The organism is Bacillus sp. OTU530 (assembly GCF_038440375.1).
On sequence record NZ_JASATP010000046.1, the window covers coordinates 1 to 16,098 of the forward strand.

General features: G+C 35.4%; 19 protein-coding genes and 1 pseudogene. 2 read left to right on the forward strand and 18 right to left on the reverse strand.

Going from position 1 to position 16,098, the window contains the following annotated elements:
* From AAHB12_RS24280 to AAHB12_RS24315, 8 genes are all read right to left on the reverse strand, one after another.
* Positions 1–581 (reverse strand): NADPH-dependent FMN reductase (locus tag AAHB12_RS24280; protein WP_342047644.1); only part of this gene is annotated, 581 nt, incomplete at its 3' end.
* 95 nt (positions 582–676) lie between these two features.
* Complete coding sequence (locus tag AAHB12_RS24285) at positions 677–1,045, reverse strand: DoxX family protein (RefSeq protein WP_129730466.1); 369 nt, start codon at positions 1,043–1,045, stop codon at positions 677–679.
* 29 nt (positions 1,046–1,074) lie between these two features.
* Entirely contained in the window at positions 1,075–1,527 is a 453-nt protein-coding gene (locus tag AAHB12_RS24290) for a MarR family winged helix-turn-helix transcriptional regulator (protein ID WP_129730468.1), read from the reverse strand.
* Positions 1,528–1,571: 44 nt separating this feature from the next.
* A complete protein-coding gene (locus AAHB12_RS24295) occupies positions 1,572–2,339 on the reverse strand; it encodes a pirin family protein (protein WP_342047645.1) in 768 nt (255 codons plus the stop codon).
* A gap of 30 nt (positions 2,340–2,369) precedes the next feature.
* On the reverse strand, positions 2,370–2,726 hold the full coding sequence (locus AAHB12_RS24300; RefSeq protein ID WP_129730472.1) for a DoxX family protein: 357 nt from the start codon (positions 2,724–2,726) through the stop codon (positions 2,370–2,372).
* A gap of 612 nt (positions 2,727–3,338) precedes the next feature.
* Positions 3,339–3,728 carry a DinB family protein gene (locus tag AAHB12_RS24305; RefSeq protein ID WP_342047649.1) on the reverse strand — a complete coding sequence of 130 codons (390 nt, stop codon included), beginning with the start codon at positions 3,726–3,728 and terminating at the stop codon, positions 3,339–3,341.
* 239 nt (positions 3,729–3,967) lie between these two features.
* Positions 3,968–4,117 (reverse strand): hypothetical protein, encoded by a 150-nt coding sequence (locus AAHB12_RS24310; protein ID WP_165350876.1) that lies wholly within the window; start codon positions 4,115–4,117, stop codon positions 3,968–3,970.
* Between the two features lie 728 nt (positions 4,118–4,845).
* The gene (locus tag AAHB12_RS24315) at positions 4,846–5,205 is read right to left on the reverse strand and encodes a winged helix-turn-helix transcriptional regulator (protein ID WP_342047699.1); all 360 of its coding nucleotides are present in this window, start codon (positions 5,203–5,205) and stop codon (positions 4,846–4,848) included.
* Positions 5,206–5,449: 244 nt separating this feature from the next.
* On the opposite strand from AAHB12_RS24315, the gene AAHB12_RS24320 reads away from it, so the two are divergent.
* On the forward strand, positions 5,450–6,196 hold the full coding sequence (locus AAHB12_RS24320; RefSeq protein ID WP_129728290.1) for an NADPH-dependent F420 reductase: 747 nt from the start codon (positions 5,450–5,452) through the stop codon (positions 6,194–6,196).
* 372 nt (positions 6,197–6,568) lie between these two features.
* Here AAHB12_RS24320 and wrbA read toward each other — a convergent pair whose 3' ends face one another.
* The 8 genes and pseudogenes from wrbA to AAHB12_RS24360 all read right to left on the reverse strand — a co-directional run bounded on the left by wrbA (position 6,569) and on the right by AAHB12_RS24360 (position 12,047).
* On the reverse strand, positions 6,569–7,186 hold the full coding sequence (gene wrbA / locus AAHB12_RS24325; protein ID WP_342047651.1) for an NAD(P)H:quinone oxidoreductase: 618 nt from the start codon (positions 7,184–7,186) through the stop codon (positions 6,569–6,571).
* A gap of 103 nt (positions 7,187–7,289) precedes the next feature.
* Entirely contained in the window at positions 7,290–7,715 is a 426-nt protein-coding gene (locus tag AAHB12_RS24330) for a DoxX family protein (RefSeq protein ID WP_342047652.1), read from the reverse strand.
* Positions 7,716–7,957: 242 nt separating this feature from the next.
* Positions 7,958–8,115 (reverse strand): annotated as a pseudogene (locus tag AAHB12_RS24335) (DoxX family protein); the annotation flags it as partial.
* A 140-nt stretch (positions 8,116–8,255) separates the two neighbouring features.
* The gene (locus AAHB12_RS24340) at positions 8,256–8,699 is read right to left on the reverse strand and encodes a MarR family winged helix-turn-helix transcriptional regulator (protein ID WP_342047653.1); all 444 of its coding nucleotides are present in this window, start codon (positions 8,697–8,699) and stop codon (positions 8,256–8,258) included.
* A 349-nt stretch (positions 8,700–9,048) separates the two neighbouring features.
* Positions 9,049–10,026 (reverse strand): ring-cleaving dioxygenase, encoded by a 978-nt coding sequence (locus AAHB12_RS24345; protein ID WP_342047654.1) that lies wholly within the window; start codon positions 10,024–10,026, stop codon positions 9,049–9,051.
* Positions 10,027–10,044: 18 nt separating this feature from the next.
* Positions 10,045–11,013 carry a ring-cleaving dioxygenase gene (locus tag AAHB12_RS24350; protein WP_342047656.1) on the reverse strand — a complete coding sequence of 323 codons (969 nt, stop codon included), beginning with the start codon at positions 11,011–11,013 and terminating at the stop codon, positions 10,045–10,047.
* Positions 11,014–11,162: 149 nt separating this feature from the next.
* On the reverse strand, positions 11,163–11,561 hold the full coding sequence (locus AAHB12_RS24355) for a DoxX family protein (RefSeq protein ID WP_342047657.1): 399 nt from the start codon (positions 11,559–11,561) through the stop codon (positions 11,163–11,165).
* A gap of 63 nt (positions 11,562–11,624) precedes the next feature.
* The gene (locus AAHB12_RS24360) at positions 11,625–12,047 is read right to left on the reverse strand and encodes a MarR family winged helix-turn-helix transcriptional regulator (RefSeq protein WP_342047659.1); all 423 of its coding nucleotides are present in this window, start codon (positions 12,045–12,047) and stop codon (positions 11,625–11,627) included.
* Between the two features lie 195 nt (positions 12,048–12,242).
* Here AAHB12_RS24360 and AAHB12_RS24365 point away from each other — a divergent pair, with 195 nt between their 5' ends.
* The gene (locus AAHB12_RS24365; RefSeq protein WP_342047660.1) at positions 12,243–13,082 is read left to right on the forward strand and encodes a tyrosine-type recombinase/integrase; all 840 of its coding nucleotides are present in this window, start codon (positions 12,243–12,245) and stop codon (positions 13,080–13,082) included.
* A gap of 460 nt (positions 13,083–13,542) precedes the next feature.
* On the opposite strand, the gene AAHB12_RS24375 is transcribed toward AAHB12_RS24365, so the two are convergent.
* The gene (locus AAHB12_RS24375; RefSeq protein WP_342047661.1) at positions 13,543–14,880 is read right to left on the reverse strand and encodes an MFS transporter; all 1,338 of its coding nucleotides are present in this window, start codon (positions 14,878–14,880) and stop codon (positions 13,543–13,545) included.
* Positions 14,881–14,946: 66 nt separating this feature from the next.
* Entirely contained in the window at positions 14,947–15,231 is a 285-nt protein-coding gene (locus AAHB12_RS24380) for an ArsR/SmtB family transcription factor (RefSeq protein ID WP_098573007.1), read from the reverse strand.
* Between the last annotated feature and the right edge of the window lie 867 nt (positions 15,232–16,098).

Sequence of the window (16,098 nt, forward strand, 5' to 3'; positions counted from 1 at the left end):
CCACTCCAAGCGACAACTTGGTCAAGCATTTCATTTACATTATTAAGATGTAATTCAGCTGGTTTAAAGGTAGTATAATTTTCAAAATCTGTAAATAAGGACAAGGTGGGGTGTACACGAACATCAGCAATCATTAATTCCCCCAAGATGCCCCGTAAATGTTCAGCTGCACGAGCACCACCAGTTGAACCATAACTTACGATACCTGCTGCTTTGTTATTCCAAGCTTCACGAGCTAAATCAAGTGCATTTTTTAAGGCTCCTGTTATGCTGTGATTATATTCTTGAACGATGAATACGAAACCATCCAAGTTGTTAAGTTTTTCATTCCAAGCTGCAATTCCTGGTTCTGTCCCATCAGTTGTTCCTAAAAATGGTAACTGATAATCCACAATATCTATGATTTCATAGTTTGCATCTCCACGTTTGTCAGCAATTTCTTTCACCCATTCTCCTACTTGTGGGCTAACTCGTCCTTGTCTTGTACTACCTAAAATAATTCCTACATTTAATTTCTCATTTGTCATTTTTTCTTCCTCCTTTATAGATGAACTTCCAAATAATTTGGATAGAAACCCCATATTAATTACCACCTATTATTTTTTAAAAATCTATATTATAAAGAACTTTTATTAACACGTATGAACTCTGTACAATAAAATCCAAAAGTTCTTTTTTACACGTTCTTACTTAAATTCCCTGCTCTTTTTCCAAGTAAAACCACAAGACTTAAGATGAAAAAGACCAAGGCAGGCATAGCTAATCCTATACCTTGTCCAGCTTTAAAATGTGCAAACACAGCACCGACCATCAGTAATACGAGTCCGCCTGAAGCCAGTAAAGCAATTCTTGATTTCCAGAACCCAACCAAAAGTCCAATAGCCCCTAATACTTCACAGAAACCTACAAAATACATGAATCCTAACGGATAACCAAAACCTTCAAATATTTGAACTTGCATTACATTTCCTGTTAGCTTCATTACACCAAAAGCTGCAAAACCAACCGCAAGTAATCCTTGAAGAATACGAATAACCCATTTCATTTCTTTTTTCTCCTCTTATGTTTTATCTGTTATTTTTGTAAATTTTTTGCACCTATTCCTAATTTCTTTAATAAATAAATTAACTGTTCTTTCTCTTCGTTAGTAATGAATGAAACATTTTCTGAGATTGTTGCAACGTGTTTTGGGAAAATTTTGTCAAAAAGTGCTCTTCCTTTTTCCGTTATGACGACATTAGAAGCCCTTCTATCATTAGGGTTTGGTTGTCTTTCTACAAACCCTTTCTTTTCTAACTTATCTACCACATAGGTGATACTTCCACTTGGAATAGAGAACGTCTCACTGATCTTTTGGACAGGATGCGGACCTTTATTGTAAAGCAATTCAAGAATCATAAAATTTTCCCGACTAATATTATGGCTTTCAATATCTTTTAGTATGTTTTCAGTAATAGTTTGAGAAGCTTTCAGCCAAACACGAAACAACCTCAAATCCAACTGACTTTGTTCATCTCCTTGATACATTCATCGAACCTCCTATTATAATGGTTTTTAAAATTCAATTTAGGTTATCTTGGTTTCCTGTATAGAGGATATTCAACTTCAGTCGGAACTTCAATTAGGAAGATTCTAAGGTCTTTATCTAAAGCTTGAATTGTTACTTTCCCACCCTGTCCTGATTGAACGATAACAAAATCCTTATGTCTAAAATGATTCGGTTGATTTGTATCTAATGTGAACGATCCATCGCCCTTGATGGCTAAACCAGCTAATGTCCGGTTTGGAGCAAGACTATGGGTATATACCGTACCATTTGGAATGGAGATATCCCACATCCCCGCATCTGTCACAATTTTCATGGGTGAACCATTTCCTAGTATGGTCTTAATTGTCACACTTTCTTTTTCTAGGACAGAAAAATCCTCAGAATTGTATTGTGAGTAAGTTGGTGTTCGTTTTATTGCTTGGCTTAAATGGGGTTCGAACCAGATTTGAAACACTTCAGATGGTTCTTTTAATGCTTCTGCATGATACACACCGGAGCCTGTTTGCATGAGCTGAGTGCCGCCTTCCTCTACAACACTTACTGTACCAAGCGTATCACGATGATAACCTTTACCCTTGATTACATAAGTGATGATTTCAAAACCTTGATGAGGATGCAGACCAATTTCCGCGGGTTCGGAAGAATGTCCCCAAGCCCAGTAAAATAATGGTCCTAGTCGATCGATTAGTGATCCTTCTCCAGAAAAGCCAATCGGTTTTTGTTCTATAATTTTACCGTCATCGAATTGCCCATACGCCTGATCTCGCGGTTTAATAATTTTAAATTCCATTTATATTTCTCCTTTAGATTAATTCGATATTTATACAAACAAAGATCCTAGGTTTATTAATAAAACTACCAATCCTAAAATGAGTAAAATGATTGGCATCATCATTTTGTTTACAGGATCCTTAACTTTCATGTGTGTAAAAATTGCTCCCAACATTGTTCCTACAATTAGCAAAGCACCCCACGCAGCTAATGTATCATTCCAAATACCTGAAATGACTAATACCGCCGAAATCACTTCAACCAGACCTGTAAATACCCTAAAACCTGCTGGATACCCATAACGCTTAAATTCATCCACCATTTGCTTTGAACCAAATTGCATAAACCCAAACATTAGGAATCCTAATCCTAATATGCCTTGAAGAATAATTGATAAAACAGTCATTTATTTTCTCTCTCTTTATCCTAATATTATTTATCCTAAAATTAGTACATTTTTATCCTAACATTAGGGTATATTTTGTGTCAATAAAAAATAACCCGTTTTATTTATAACGGGTTCTAAAAATAAATAGCGGTAAGTCCGCATGCTCATCAAGTTAATATTTTGAAGTACCCCAAAACGAAAATTTTATCTTTCCACAATTGTCTATGAGAATTAAGCTTATTTTTTTCATTTTGGGGAACAACGGATTTCTTAAGTTGATGGATGTGGGATAACGCCACATACCCATCAAGTTAAGAATTCAGAATTACCCCAAAACAAAGATTTTGCACAAGTTTCTCAATTTTATCGTTTTGGGGTAGTTTATTTTTTTAAGTTGACGGCTGTGGGTTTCTACCCCTAATTTAATTTCAAGCTTAACACATATAGCACCGTCCATTTTTATGACGGTGCTAAAAATAGAGTTATTTAATAATTGTTTAAGAAGTAGGACATTTTGTTTGTTCTAAATACCCTTATTCCTTCTCTCATTCTGAATAATTCGTTCGTACGATTTTATTGTAGCAAAATGCATACCTTCATGATATAAACAAAAACTGAGTAATTCTTCTACTATTGATAAAGTAAGACCTGTTGACGTATAGTAAAAGGTTTCTCGATAACTTCTTTTAACCGAAGTTCCAATGTTTGTTCGATCCTCTCTATTTGATTTTCTAATAATTGGATCAATTCACTAATTGTTGGTAACGCCTGATCTCCCCAATTGGTGGGCTTTGTATCAGTAGTGAATAATTCCGAAAAGTTATTCGGCATTATCATTTTTTCCTTAATAAAATAAAATGCAAGCTTTTCTTGCACAACATATATATGTCCTAGATTCCATTTTATATTATTATTAAATCCCTCTGGAATAAACAGTGATGCTTCATCATTAATTTCTGCCACGTAATTAATTGTGTTTTCTCGAACAAATCTTAATTGTTTAAAAATGTAGTTTTTCATCTTATTTCCTCCTGGGCAAACATTAAAAGGATGGAACTATTCCAGAAACAATTATCGTTCTCCGTTAGTCTATTGATTCTGCTACTGAAATTTTTAGTGAGGAATGGATATCTGATGACGAGTTTTTTGTCACTGAATCTGAAATTTATGGGAATAATAAACTCTATCATCAATTGAAAAAAGAACTTCGAATAAGAAAAACATAGGGAGATTTTAGTCTTCCTATGTTTTCATTCATATTATTTATCTGTTTGTTTTTGCTTCTTTTTCAAATACTCCGCACGTATTTTTTCAAGTTGCTGCTTTTTATCAAATTTGGCAGGCTTCTGTTTTTCATGAAACTTTGTCACAGCTACCTGACCTTTGCTATCCAATTGATATTTTCCCACTTTGTTCACCTACTTTTCTTGTCTTTAAAGAGAATCTATTCAACAAATATAATATACCTTATTTTACTGAAGTAAACCTTATTACTTTATTAACATACTGCTAACTTTGCATATATCAGTAAAAACATTAAAAACTTAGTAAAATAATTCATCGTCAAATGGTATTCATTTCATTGCTATAATCAAAATAAAATGCCTTGACACTCTGCATAAGCCTCAATAATTCTATTTCTTGTTTGTTCAGCTCTCTTCTAAAGGTCCAATTATTCGGTAAATAAGGTTTAAAATATTAAAACAATCTAAGTCTACTCCATCTTTTAAATGGTTCTTAATGCTAATAACCATTACGTTCTCGATGATTTCAAATTTAGGTTTCTGAGGGGAAATATTGTTTTTTTTTGCAAAGTCTTTTTACTACTTGTTTAAAAAAATCTACATCCCCAATATTTTTCTCTAAAAAATCACCCCTTGTTATTAACTTTTCTACTTATATCTATCTTGATCCAAATATTACCTTCTTCAACTAACCTGCCATTTAGTCGAATAAGAAAAGCGATCCTTCATTATTGAAGAATCGCTACCCTTTAGTTTAAGTACATTTCTTCACAAACCTTTATCGTAAAAGAAAAAGTTGCCTTTGGAACGATTTCTCGTCCCACAACTTTTACTTTATCCACCATTTAATTTTTCATTTCTGTGGGGGAAACGATAGATGTGACCGTTTTGGTTTAATCTGCTTGCTCCCCAAACTTCTTTCCGAACGCTTCCATCAAATCGATAATAGGAATGAATTCTTCCCCTTTTGAGGTTAATGAATATTCAACACGAGGAGGTACCTCTGGATAAACCATGCGGTTAATTAAGCCATCTGTTTCTAGTTCTCGAAGTTGCTTTGTGAGAGAACCTTGTGAAATATCACCTAAAAAAGCTTTGATTTCACTATAACGACGCTCTGTGGGCTTTAAAAACCAAAGAATAAGATATTTCCAACGACCTGAAAGTATGTTTTGGGTATAGGCGATACCATATACTTCTCTTTGTTCCTTTATACACTTTTTTTTAAATCCATCCTTACATAATCTAGACACCATTTCACCTGCTTTCTACTGTTAAGTACAAAAAAATGTACTATGTCAATTTTTATTGCCTTCTTCAAAAAGATGAGAAATGATTATATTCTAGTATATGTAACCAAAATACTCAATACGTTTATAAAGACATATGATGCTTTGTTTACGGTTTGATAAGAGGTGAATGATTCAGCTGAAAATATGATTGTGTAACGTTAGCGGAATTATTCTTTGATATATAAATTCTTTAGGAGGAACAATCATGCGATTTGGAATTATAGGTGCAGGACCAATTGGGTCCATTATTTCTAAAAAATTAGTTAAGAACGGGCATAATGTCAAGATTGCAGATGCACGAGGAATTGAACGTTTAGAAGGAAAAGAGCTTGCTGGAACACCCGTGCGTGTAGAGGATGCAATTACAAATATTGAAGTTCTTATACTATCTCTCCCTATAAAAGCACTGCCAAGTATTCGGAACATTATCGATCAAGTCGGAGAGGAAGTAATCATTGTAGATACTTCAAATTATTATCCTTTTAGAGACGGCAAAATTGAAGAAATCGAGAACGGGATGGTTGAAAGTGTTTGGGTTTCAAATCAATTAGGCAGACCTATCATTAAAGCTTTCAACAACTTATTAGCCCATACTTTAGAAAATGAAGGAACATCCGAAGATTCTAGTGGACGAATTGCGATGGCAGTTGCTGGTAATGACCCATCACAAAAACAAGTAGTCATGAACGTAGTAAACGAGCTAGGATTCGACGCAGTAGATAGTGGTTCTATAAGTGACTCTTGGAGACAACAGCCAGGAACTCCTGCTTACTGTACGGAGCTAACAAAAGATGAACTAACGAAAGCGTTGAAAAAGGCAAGTAAAGAAAAAGCACCATTACTACGGGATAAAGTGATGGAAATGTTTGCAGAGCTCCTTGCAGAAAAAAAAGAAGTTGAATTTTCACATAAGGATATTGTGAATTTAAACAGAGAAATATACAATTCATAAAACAAAAGGTGCACTCGTTAGAGCGCACCTTTTGGCATATCCATATATCCCTATAAATTTGTAAAGATATGTCTTACCTTTTTCCGCCAGACAATCCTAAATAATATTAGTAATTCTGAGAGCTTACAAAGGTCCTTCCAGGACGATCTCATTTTTTCAAAAAACAGAGTCTAAGTATGTTTGTGTTTAAAATCCCTCTACCACTAACCTGCCAGTTAGTGGTACAAGAAAAAGAGCTGCCGTAGCACCCCTTTGTTTAACTCTCGCACCCCGTTTGTTTAAGTACATATTTTCACAATCTTTACTCTCATAGTTTTGCATTTTTACACACAAAAAGCTAATCGGGAATTACCGATTAGCCTTTCTTTTCCATTACATTTTTTGATTCGCTTTTTTTACCCATTCCGCAACTGTAACAGTTCGTTTAGCTTGATGCTTGACTGCAGCTTGTACATCTTCGATCATTTTTCCATCTTGACCAACCGTAACACTAGTTCCGTATGGGTTTCCACCAGCACCAAATGTTACAGGATCAGTATATCCAGGAGCTGCTACAATTGCACCCCAGTGATACATTGACGTATATAATGATAAAATGGTTTGTTCTTGACCACCATGAGAGTTTTGAGCAGAAGTCATCGCACTTACTACCTTATTAACAAGTTTTCCATTAAACCAAAGACCACCTGTAGTATCTAAGAACTGCTTCATTTGCGCTGGCATATTACCAAATCGAGTTGGAACGCTGAAGATTATCGCATCTGCCCATTCTAAGTCATTTAATGTTACTTCAGGCACATCCTTCGTTGCGTCAACATGAGCTTTCCAAACTGGGTTTCCTTCAATTGCTGATTGAGGAGCTAATTCTGGTACTTTTAATACTTTTACTTCTGCTCCAACTTCTTTTGCACTCTCTTCAGCCCATTTTGCCAATTGATAGTTTGTTCCACCCATGCTGTAATAAATTACTGCTAATTTTACATTTGCCATTGTTTCTGTCTCCTTTATAGATGAACTTCCAAATAATTTGGATAAAAAACCCATTTTCACACACCACCTATTATTTCTTACTTTTAAAAGCTACATTCATTTATTAAGCAGCTCTTTTGAACTCATTTGAATCTTTTTGAAAAATCAATTGGCTTACTGATAACGCCTTGCTTCCATTGATTACAAGATAAACTGCCATTGCCAAAAATGCTAAATCTAACTCATATCCTGCCATTTGACCATTTCCTAATAAACCGACCGAAAGTTTCACTTTTAGTGTTGCTCCAATCATGAGTAATGCAAACAAAGCGGATACAAGTCGTGTTCCTAATCCAAGAATCAGTGCAACCCCGCCAATCAGTTCAACCAAGGCCACTCCATATGCCATAAACCCTGGTAAACCAATGCTTTCAAACCATCCTACAATATTCTCAATTCCGCCTTGAAACTTTACTAAACCATGAATCAAAAATAATGCTCCTAATGTTACTCGTAAAATAAGTGCTCCGATTTCGTTCTTTACCAACATTCTCTAACCCTCCGTAATAGTTGTATTATTTAATAAATAATTTTCGATACCAAATTGCTGTGACTTTAACTTCTTAAGTAGTTAAGTGATGCCCTTGATCCTCCCAATGTATCTCTACATTTGCATGATCTTTTTCTAATTATGATTGTAGTTCCCCAGATTCTATTTGTTACAGTTAAACTCATATCAAGCAAAACAACTTCTAATTGAAGAATACTTAATTCGAGATAAATTATAATAAAAAAAGCATTTAAAGCATACTGACCAGGACCTATTAAGGCTGAGCCAAGCGCTACTACTAGCAACATTAAATTATATTCATACCCGTTTTGATTTGCCCATAAGCCATTTGGAGCATGCACCTTAACTTATTGGTCATTACCATTGTTGCAGCAATCATTGATCTAAGCATGTAAAGAAGCTTATTCATTTTGGATACCGTTAAAACGTATAGTAAGCTAATACTTATTACTTTTATCACCTCCTTTTTATTTATAACTAAGCAAGATATTCCTAATTAGAGATATTTGTTAAAAATTTTTATGATCCTTGAGCATGATATCCTAATTTTTTCAGCTGTTCAATCATTTTCTCTTTCTCGCAAGCGTCCAAACCGCCAAATATTTGATGGATTGCCTCTTTGTGTTGAGGAAAAATGTTACTTAGTAATTCATTGCCTTCTGAAGTGATTGATGCATACGTAACACGGCGATCCTTAGGACATGGTTTTCGTACTAAAAGATGTTTCTTTTCTAACTTATCAACCACATACGTAATACTACTGCTTGCCAGCAATATTTTTTCACCAATTTTCTGTATAGGTTGATCACCTTTATGAAACAGTAACTCCAAAACTGCAAATTCAGTTTGGTTTAGTCCGTATCTTTTTATGTCTTCTTCAATACGTTTTGATACTGACTGTACTGCTCGTGATAGTACAACAAATAACTTTAAAGATAAATCCTCATTATTAATTGAACTCAAAATTATCAATCCCTTTGTAAATTAACTCGAATTCGAGATTTATTATATAATTATAAAATTTGTATGTCAATAAGGGAACTCAATCTTATTAAAGTATTCTGTTCCTTTTATTGATAACAAATCTATTCCTAAAACAATCGTTTAAAGAGCACAGTGAAATTTTACAATAAAGATGTAGAAACTGCACAATCACAATAAAAAAACATAAGGAGAGGTCTACGCAAGAAATCAAGTGCAGGTGGAAAATAACTTCATATATTTTAACAAAACTAACCGACTACCTATTCATTAAGCAGCCGGCTTATTTTTTATAGAAACGCTTTGAAGAGCTAATTTAATATTTTTCCTTTTATTCTTTGATGAATTCTTTTGTACTTCTCACTGTATCAATTGGGCGAACTAATTTTTCTATTTGTGCACGTTTAGGCTCTAAGAATGTAGGCAAAGATAATTTTTCCCCAAGCGTTTCATAAGGTTCATCTCCCATAAAACCAGGACCATCTGTAGCGAACTCAAATAAAATTTGCGGTGCCACTCTTGCGTATAATGACTCAAAAAAGTGACGATTTACATAACCGGATGTATTGAATCCAAAACTATTCATCCGTTCAATCCATTCTTCTAAAACAGAGCGATCTTCTACACGAAATGCCGCATGGTGAACCGTACCAAAACCTTGCCGGGATTCAGGAAGAATAGCATTATGTTCTACAATGACCGAGGCACCATTCCCGCCTTCTCCCACTTCAAATAAATGGAATGAACCTTCTTTATCTGTTTCTTTAAATAATAGGACTTTTTCCATCATTTCTTTAAAGTAATCAAAGTTCGCAATACGGATAAAAATAGGTCCTAACCCTGTAATTGCATATTCCAGTGGAATTGGACCCTTTTGCCAAGGTGTGCCAGATTCCACCCCTTTGTTGAATTCGTCTGATATCAATTGATATTGCTGATCATCAAAATCAATAAAAGAGAGGGTTTTCTTGCCAAATTGCTCTTTGATTCCAGTATGTTTGACTTCTAAACGATCAAAACGTTTTGCCCAATAGTCTAATGATTCATCACTCGGTACACGGAACGATGTCTTTGAAATCTCATTTGTCCCATGTATGCCTTTCGGAATGCCGGGGAAGTCAAAGAAAGTCATGTCTGTGCCTGCGCTGCCTTTATCATCTGCAAAGAATAAATGATAGGTTTGAATATCATCTTGATTTACCGTTTTTTTAACTAAACGCATACCTAAAACATAAGTGAAAAATTCATAGTTCTTTTCTGCACTGCTTGTAATAGCAGTTACATGGTGTATTCCTTTTAGATGGTTCATTATATATTCCTCCAAGATTTAATTTAAGATTAATGGTCGTAATTTTTCTTCGATTTCTTTTCGTTTTGGTTCCAAAAATGGTGGAAGTGCTAATTTTTCCCCCATTGTTTCCATTGGTTCATCTGTTGCAAATCCTGGTGTATCCGTTGATAATTCAAATAAGATACCATTGGGTTCCTTGAAATATAATGCCTTGAAGTAATAGCGTTCCACTTTCCCTGAATTCGGTAACCTATATTCTTTCAAACGCACTGCCCATTGGTCATATTCTTCCTCATTCGGAATACGGAAAGCAACATGGTGAACACCTCCGCGACCTAAGCGGACCCTTGGCAAATCGGGTCTTGTTTCAATATGAACTTCCGCACCGCTGCCGCCTTCTCCAGTTGTATAAATCAATATATCAGGATAATACACTTCAAGTGAAGGGTAAGAACCGGCAAAGCGAAAACCCATAATTTCAGTTAAAACACCGATAGTTGGTTCTGCCGTTGCGACAGTGAGGGTTACAGGTCCTAAACCAATAATGGCATGTTCAAGTGGAATGTCATCCTTTTGCCAAGGAACCCCAGCTCTCACACCTTTTTCACCGTTATCGGCTACCAGTATTAAGCGAGTCCCTTCGAAATCTCTGAAAGCCAATGTATCACGATTTGCTCTTTTGTGAATATCGTCATATTCAACCCCAAATTGGTTAAAACGTTCTTTCCAAAATAACAATGAATCTAAATTTCTAACCCTTAGCGATACAGTAGAAATATCTGAAGTTCCCCTGTATGTTTGCCCAAGATGAGGAATGTCAAAGAACGTAACTTCAGTTCCTGGGGTTCCTTCCGCGTCAGCATAGAAAAGATGATAGGATTCTGTATTATCTTGATTAACTGTTTTCTTTACCAATCTCATTCCTAAAATTTTTGTATAAAATTCATAATTTTTTTCTGCTTTTCCTGTTAATATTGATACATGATGTAGTCCTAAGAGTTCCATCTCATTTCACTCCTGTCACAATCTTTGTATACCATTTGGCTACGGATTTACCGTGAAAAAATTTTAATAGATCGTTCCTTTTTGAAATATATGTTTCATTACTTTTTCTCTTTTCAAAACAAGAACATAGCCCACGAAGACCATATATTTCAAAATAAAAATGAATCTAAAGCATATTGACCGGGACCGACCAAAGCTATACCAATAGCAACTGCAAGTAAAGTTAAGTTGTATTCATATCCATTAGCTGTTGCCCATAATCCGTTAGGAGCATGAACTTTCACAATCGCCATTGCCATAGTCCCTGCAATCAAAATTCCTGCAAGTGGAGTTAAAAGTCCTAATGCAAACAAAATTCCACCAATAAATTCTGCTAACCCTGCGAAAAGAGCCATTGTTACTCCTGGTTTCATGCCAATAGATTCAAACCATCCACCGGTTCCTTTCAATCCATAGCCACCGAACCAGCCAAATAATTTTTGAGCACCGTGACCCACAAATAGTAAACCAATTACCAAACGAATGATTAATAAACCAATATTTATCATCTTAAAATCCTCCTAAACGTTATTTATCTCGAATTCGAGATAATGTATTAAAAAAATGAAAGTTTAAAATTTATTCTTTACTTTTTTCAAAAGCTGCACCAATGTCTCTGCCTCTTCAGAATCTAATGAGCCAAACATTTGATTAACAAACTTATAATATTTCGGCATGATGTCGTTCATAAATTCATTTCCATCATCAGTTAATGTCACATGTATCACCCGGCGATCATTTTGACAGGCATGACGTCTTAATAAACCTCTTTGTTCTAGTTTATCTATAACATAGGTCATCGAACCACTTGAGACCAATATGCAATTTCCAATTTGTTGAATTGTTTTTTTCCCTTTTTGATAAAGTACCTCTAAAACAGAAAATTCCGTAATACCAAGCTTGTTTTTTGTCATTTCTTCCTTTATTCGATCATGAATTGCTTTAGATGTTTGCATTAATATCAGAAAGGGCAAATTATTAAATTTCCTCTCCATTAATCTCACCCCCTTAAAAAATCTCGAATTAAATTATCTCGAATATGAGGTAATAATAATACTTATAAATTTTGTTGTCAATACCCTTTTATTTTATTGAATTAACCTGCCATTTAGCTTAATAAGAACCGCCGTTTCAATTTCGAGAAACAGGTCAATAATTCCTGAAAAAAGAATTTTTGGGGAGAGATGAACTTGTTATTATCTCAAGCATGGGAAACGTATGAATCTGATAAACGTATTGAAGGCTTTTCGCCGCAAACATTAAAAGCATATAAACTACAGTCCGGCTTACTTATACGCTTTTTTAATGATGTTCAACTTGATACGATCACTACGGATCAATTAAAAGCTTATTTAGCAAAATCAAGTGAAAGTCTCAAGCCTGCAAGTTTGGCTCATCGAATTCGTTTTATGAAATCATTATTTCGATGGTCTCATGAAGAAGGGCATATTCCCAAAAACCCAGCAGCTAAAATAAAAGAACCTAAAACTGGGAAACGAATTCCTAAATTTTTGACCGAAATGGAAATTGAACATTTACGGGAATCCTGTTGTTCCCCAATGGAAAAGGCTCTGTTTGAATTCATGTTCTCCACGGGATGCCGAATAGGAGAAGTTGTTACCCTAGATAGAGGTAGAATTAATTGGTCGAACCGGTCTGCTGTTATAAGAGGTAAAGGCGATAAGGAACGGGAGGTCTATTTTAATATTCGCTGCGAAATTTGGTTAAAACGATACCTGGATAGTCGTGTAGACAGGGATCCTGCTATCTTTGTTACGGAACGCGATCCTCATCGAATGAGCATTGCCACGATGCGATACATAATTAAGCGGATTTCCAACCGTGCTGGTATTAACAAAGACATTCATCCTCACCAACTGAGGCACAGCTATGCGACCCATTTATTGAATAATGGAGCACCTCTCGATGTTATTCAAAGCTTATTAGATCACGAAAAAAATGAAACTACCCGGATTTATGCACAATTAAGCGGAAGCATCAGACAGGAATTTTATAGGAAGTATTTTTAGTCATAGATAAGCACCCCAAAAGTCAGAATTCAGCTCTAACTTTTGGGGTGGGAGTACAGATACGTTCCTTTTTCACTCTTGCTACCCTATAGTTTAAGTGAAAATCTTCACAACCTTTTGTGTAGGAGCATACAAAAAAGACGCCTTCTTACTAAAGAAAAGCGCCCTTTTGGGGAATAAAGCAATTGATTTCTGAATTAACGAAGTCAACATTTTCAAAGTGTCTTTATCAGTTAATCTTTAGGATTAATGATGGCCAAAACCTGATGGTCTTCCCACTTTCCGTTTAGTTTATCTTAGCGTTTTTTTTAGTAATGCCTTCTAGGGCTATCTCAGGTGACAATATGGATGGAATTATTGTGACCGTGTACGAATGAAAGTCGTCCAAGCTAAAAGAACCATTCAAAAGGTTTTAAGCACTAAAAAACTGGCTAGAAAATATCTAACCAGTTTTTTAAGATTACAGTTGACGTGACTGCTTTATCTTCCTTGAAGAGACTGGAATGCTGCTCACGCATGATAATAGCAATGCTACAAGTAATAGACTAACGAAAAATCCAAAGCTCAGGCTGAAACTTGATGTCACGTTTAGGATTCGGCTCGCTATTGAAGGGCCAAATGACATTCCTAAAAAGTTGATTAAGTTATAGATCCCCAGCCCCATTGCACTTTTTTCCTTCTTTATCGTGTGGGGAATATCAATATTGATGACAATGGTAAGGATTGTAAAGCTTATATTAATAAGGGCAACGCCAACACTAGCCACTGCAAATTGGTTTACTCCAAAGATGGCTAATAGCAGAAATCCAATGAATTGAAGGACGACAGCAACGACCAATCGACCATTCCCTTGGATGCGGGTTATAGCTGGTCTTATTACGAAGCTCAGCAAAAAGGAAAAGATTGATATCCCCGCCAAAATAAAGCCAGTTTTCAAGGCAGAGACATGAAACTGCTGTCCTGCTAATAACGGAAAAAGAAAAATAATTCCCACCATGGCAGCACTATTAATAAAACTAAGCAAAAGGAACCGATTAAAGGCATAGAATCGAAAAACTGACAGATCCATAAATATCCCGACATCTTGACGTTTGCCATGGATCCCCATAAAAAATACAGATATCACTGTAATGATTAGCAAATAACCATTTAATTTGACTCCTAAAATAAACGTCACGACAAAAGTCAATAAATAAAGGAAGCCTAAAAAATCAAACGGTTGAGTAAGCTTCTTATGATTGGCATATCCGGAGGGCACAAACAAAATAATTCCTAGCAACGTAAAAATAGCCATACTCATTAATAAAAATAGGGAGTGCCAGCCCCAAAAATGAGTAAAGAAGCCTCCGAGCAAAAATCCTATTCCTGAACCAAGTGATAGACAGGCACCTATTAATGTTAAAGCCAGATTGCGTTTAGGGAAGGTGAGATACTGATTCGTCAGGATCATGGATAATGCAATAAACGAGCTACCACCCGCTGCTTGAATAATACGGGCCAAGACCACAACGATAAAATCATTCGTCGTGTACCCTATAAGGGAACCTGTAACGAATAAACTAATCCCAAAAATCAACAAACTTTTAATTTGAAAATAAGAGGCTAGCTTACTATAAGTAATCGAACCACAGGCAATCACTAAAGTATAGGAAATAACCACCCAGCTAATTTTGGAAGCTGTCACTCCAAGCCCATTCATCATTTCAAATAAGGCAACATTAAACAAAAGTGAATTGGCTACCCCGGATAAAACGATTAAACATAATGTGATAATCAACCTATTCTCTTTTTGATTCATCTATTTCTCCTCCGTTATATCAAAGTCATAAAACTTTAGAACTAATAACCAAAAAAGGAGGCTACATTAAAGTGTAGCCAAAAACCCAGGTAAATAGCGGGTGAATGTCTCCTCATTTAATGAGACATATTTTATGACACCCTCACGATCAATCTTCACCAGCTCTGCTTCGGATAAAATTTTTAAATGATAGGAACCATTGGACTTACTTACACCTAAACTCCTTCCTATATCCGTACACATCGGGCGATTGTTTCCGTAATACAATAAGCGGATGATTGCGATCCTTTTTTCATCTGCTAAGGCATTAAATATTTTTATTCGTTGCGTATCGTTTTGTTCTAAAGTCATATGACTATTATATTATTAGAATTCAAATTGTCAACTTCTTTGCCGAATACTTTCTTGGATTTGGCCGGGATGCACAGATTATCAAACCAGTTCAACTAATAGAGCAGCTACCTTTTGGGTTTACTGTATTATAGAATGTAATTAAATCGTTTTCTTCTTCAAACTCCCACTTTTCGGGTATATCTGTTGAAAACCAATCTTCAAAGTTAATTGTATTGAATTTCATTGTTTTCTTAACTCCTTACGGGATTTCTAATATAATTCAATCCTTATTATTAAGATTCCTTGTTGAACTAACCTGCCAGTTAGCACAATAAGCAATGGTCACCAAAAATGCATAAAAATTAGCCACTATACAATATTTGTAAGTTTATTAATACATATTAAATTGTAAAGATGCTGCCAAAACACACATCAGTTAATTGCCAGAAACAGCCAAGGGGTCTTAAAATATAATGAATCCAATCATTATTGAATTTATATAATGTCTAACATTATAAAAAGAAGCAAGTGTATCAATACATTGCGTCTTTATTCCTTATTTAATGTTACATAGTAGTAGAACTATCATTTGATTTTTTAAGGTTTTGGCACTTCCCTTGCTTTTGGGCAGTGGATGGCTCGTCGTGTGAGGACGAAACCCCACGTAAGCGTGTAGGCCTAAGGAGAGAGAGCAATACAAGGGACGGACGATCTAGCGGTTCGGCTCGTATAATCGCTCGTGCAAGCCGATACCCCGCATCTTGCTTTTGGTCATCGGCTTGGCGAAAAGCAAGAACGAGCCGAAAAAAATTCTGAAAGGGACAAAGGAAAGAAATGGCGACAGCCATTTAGGCGACGATTAAGGAGGCGGCTTTTCTTTGTTAA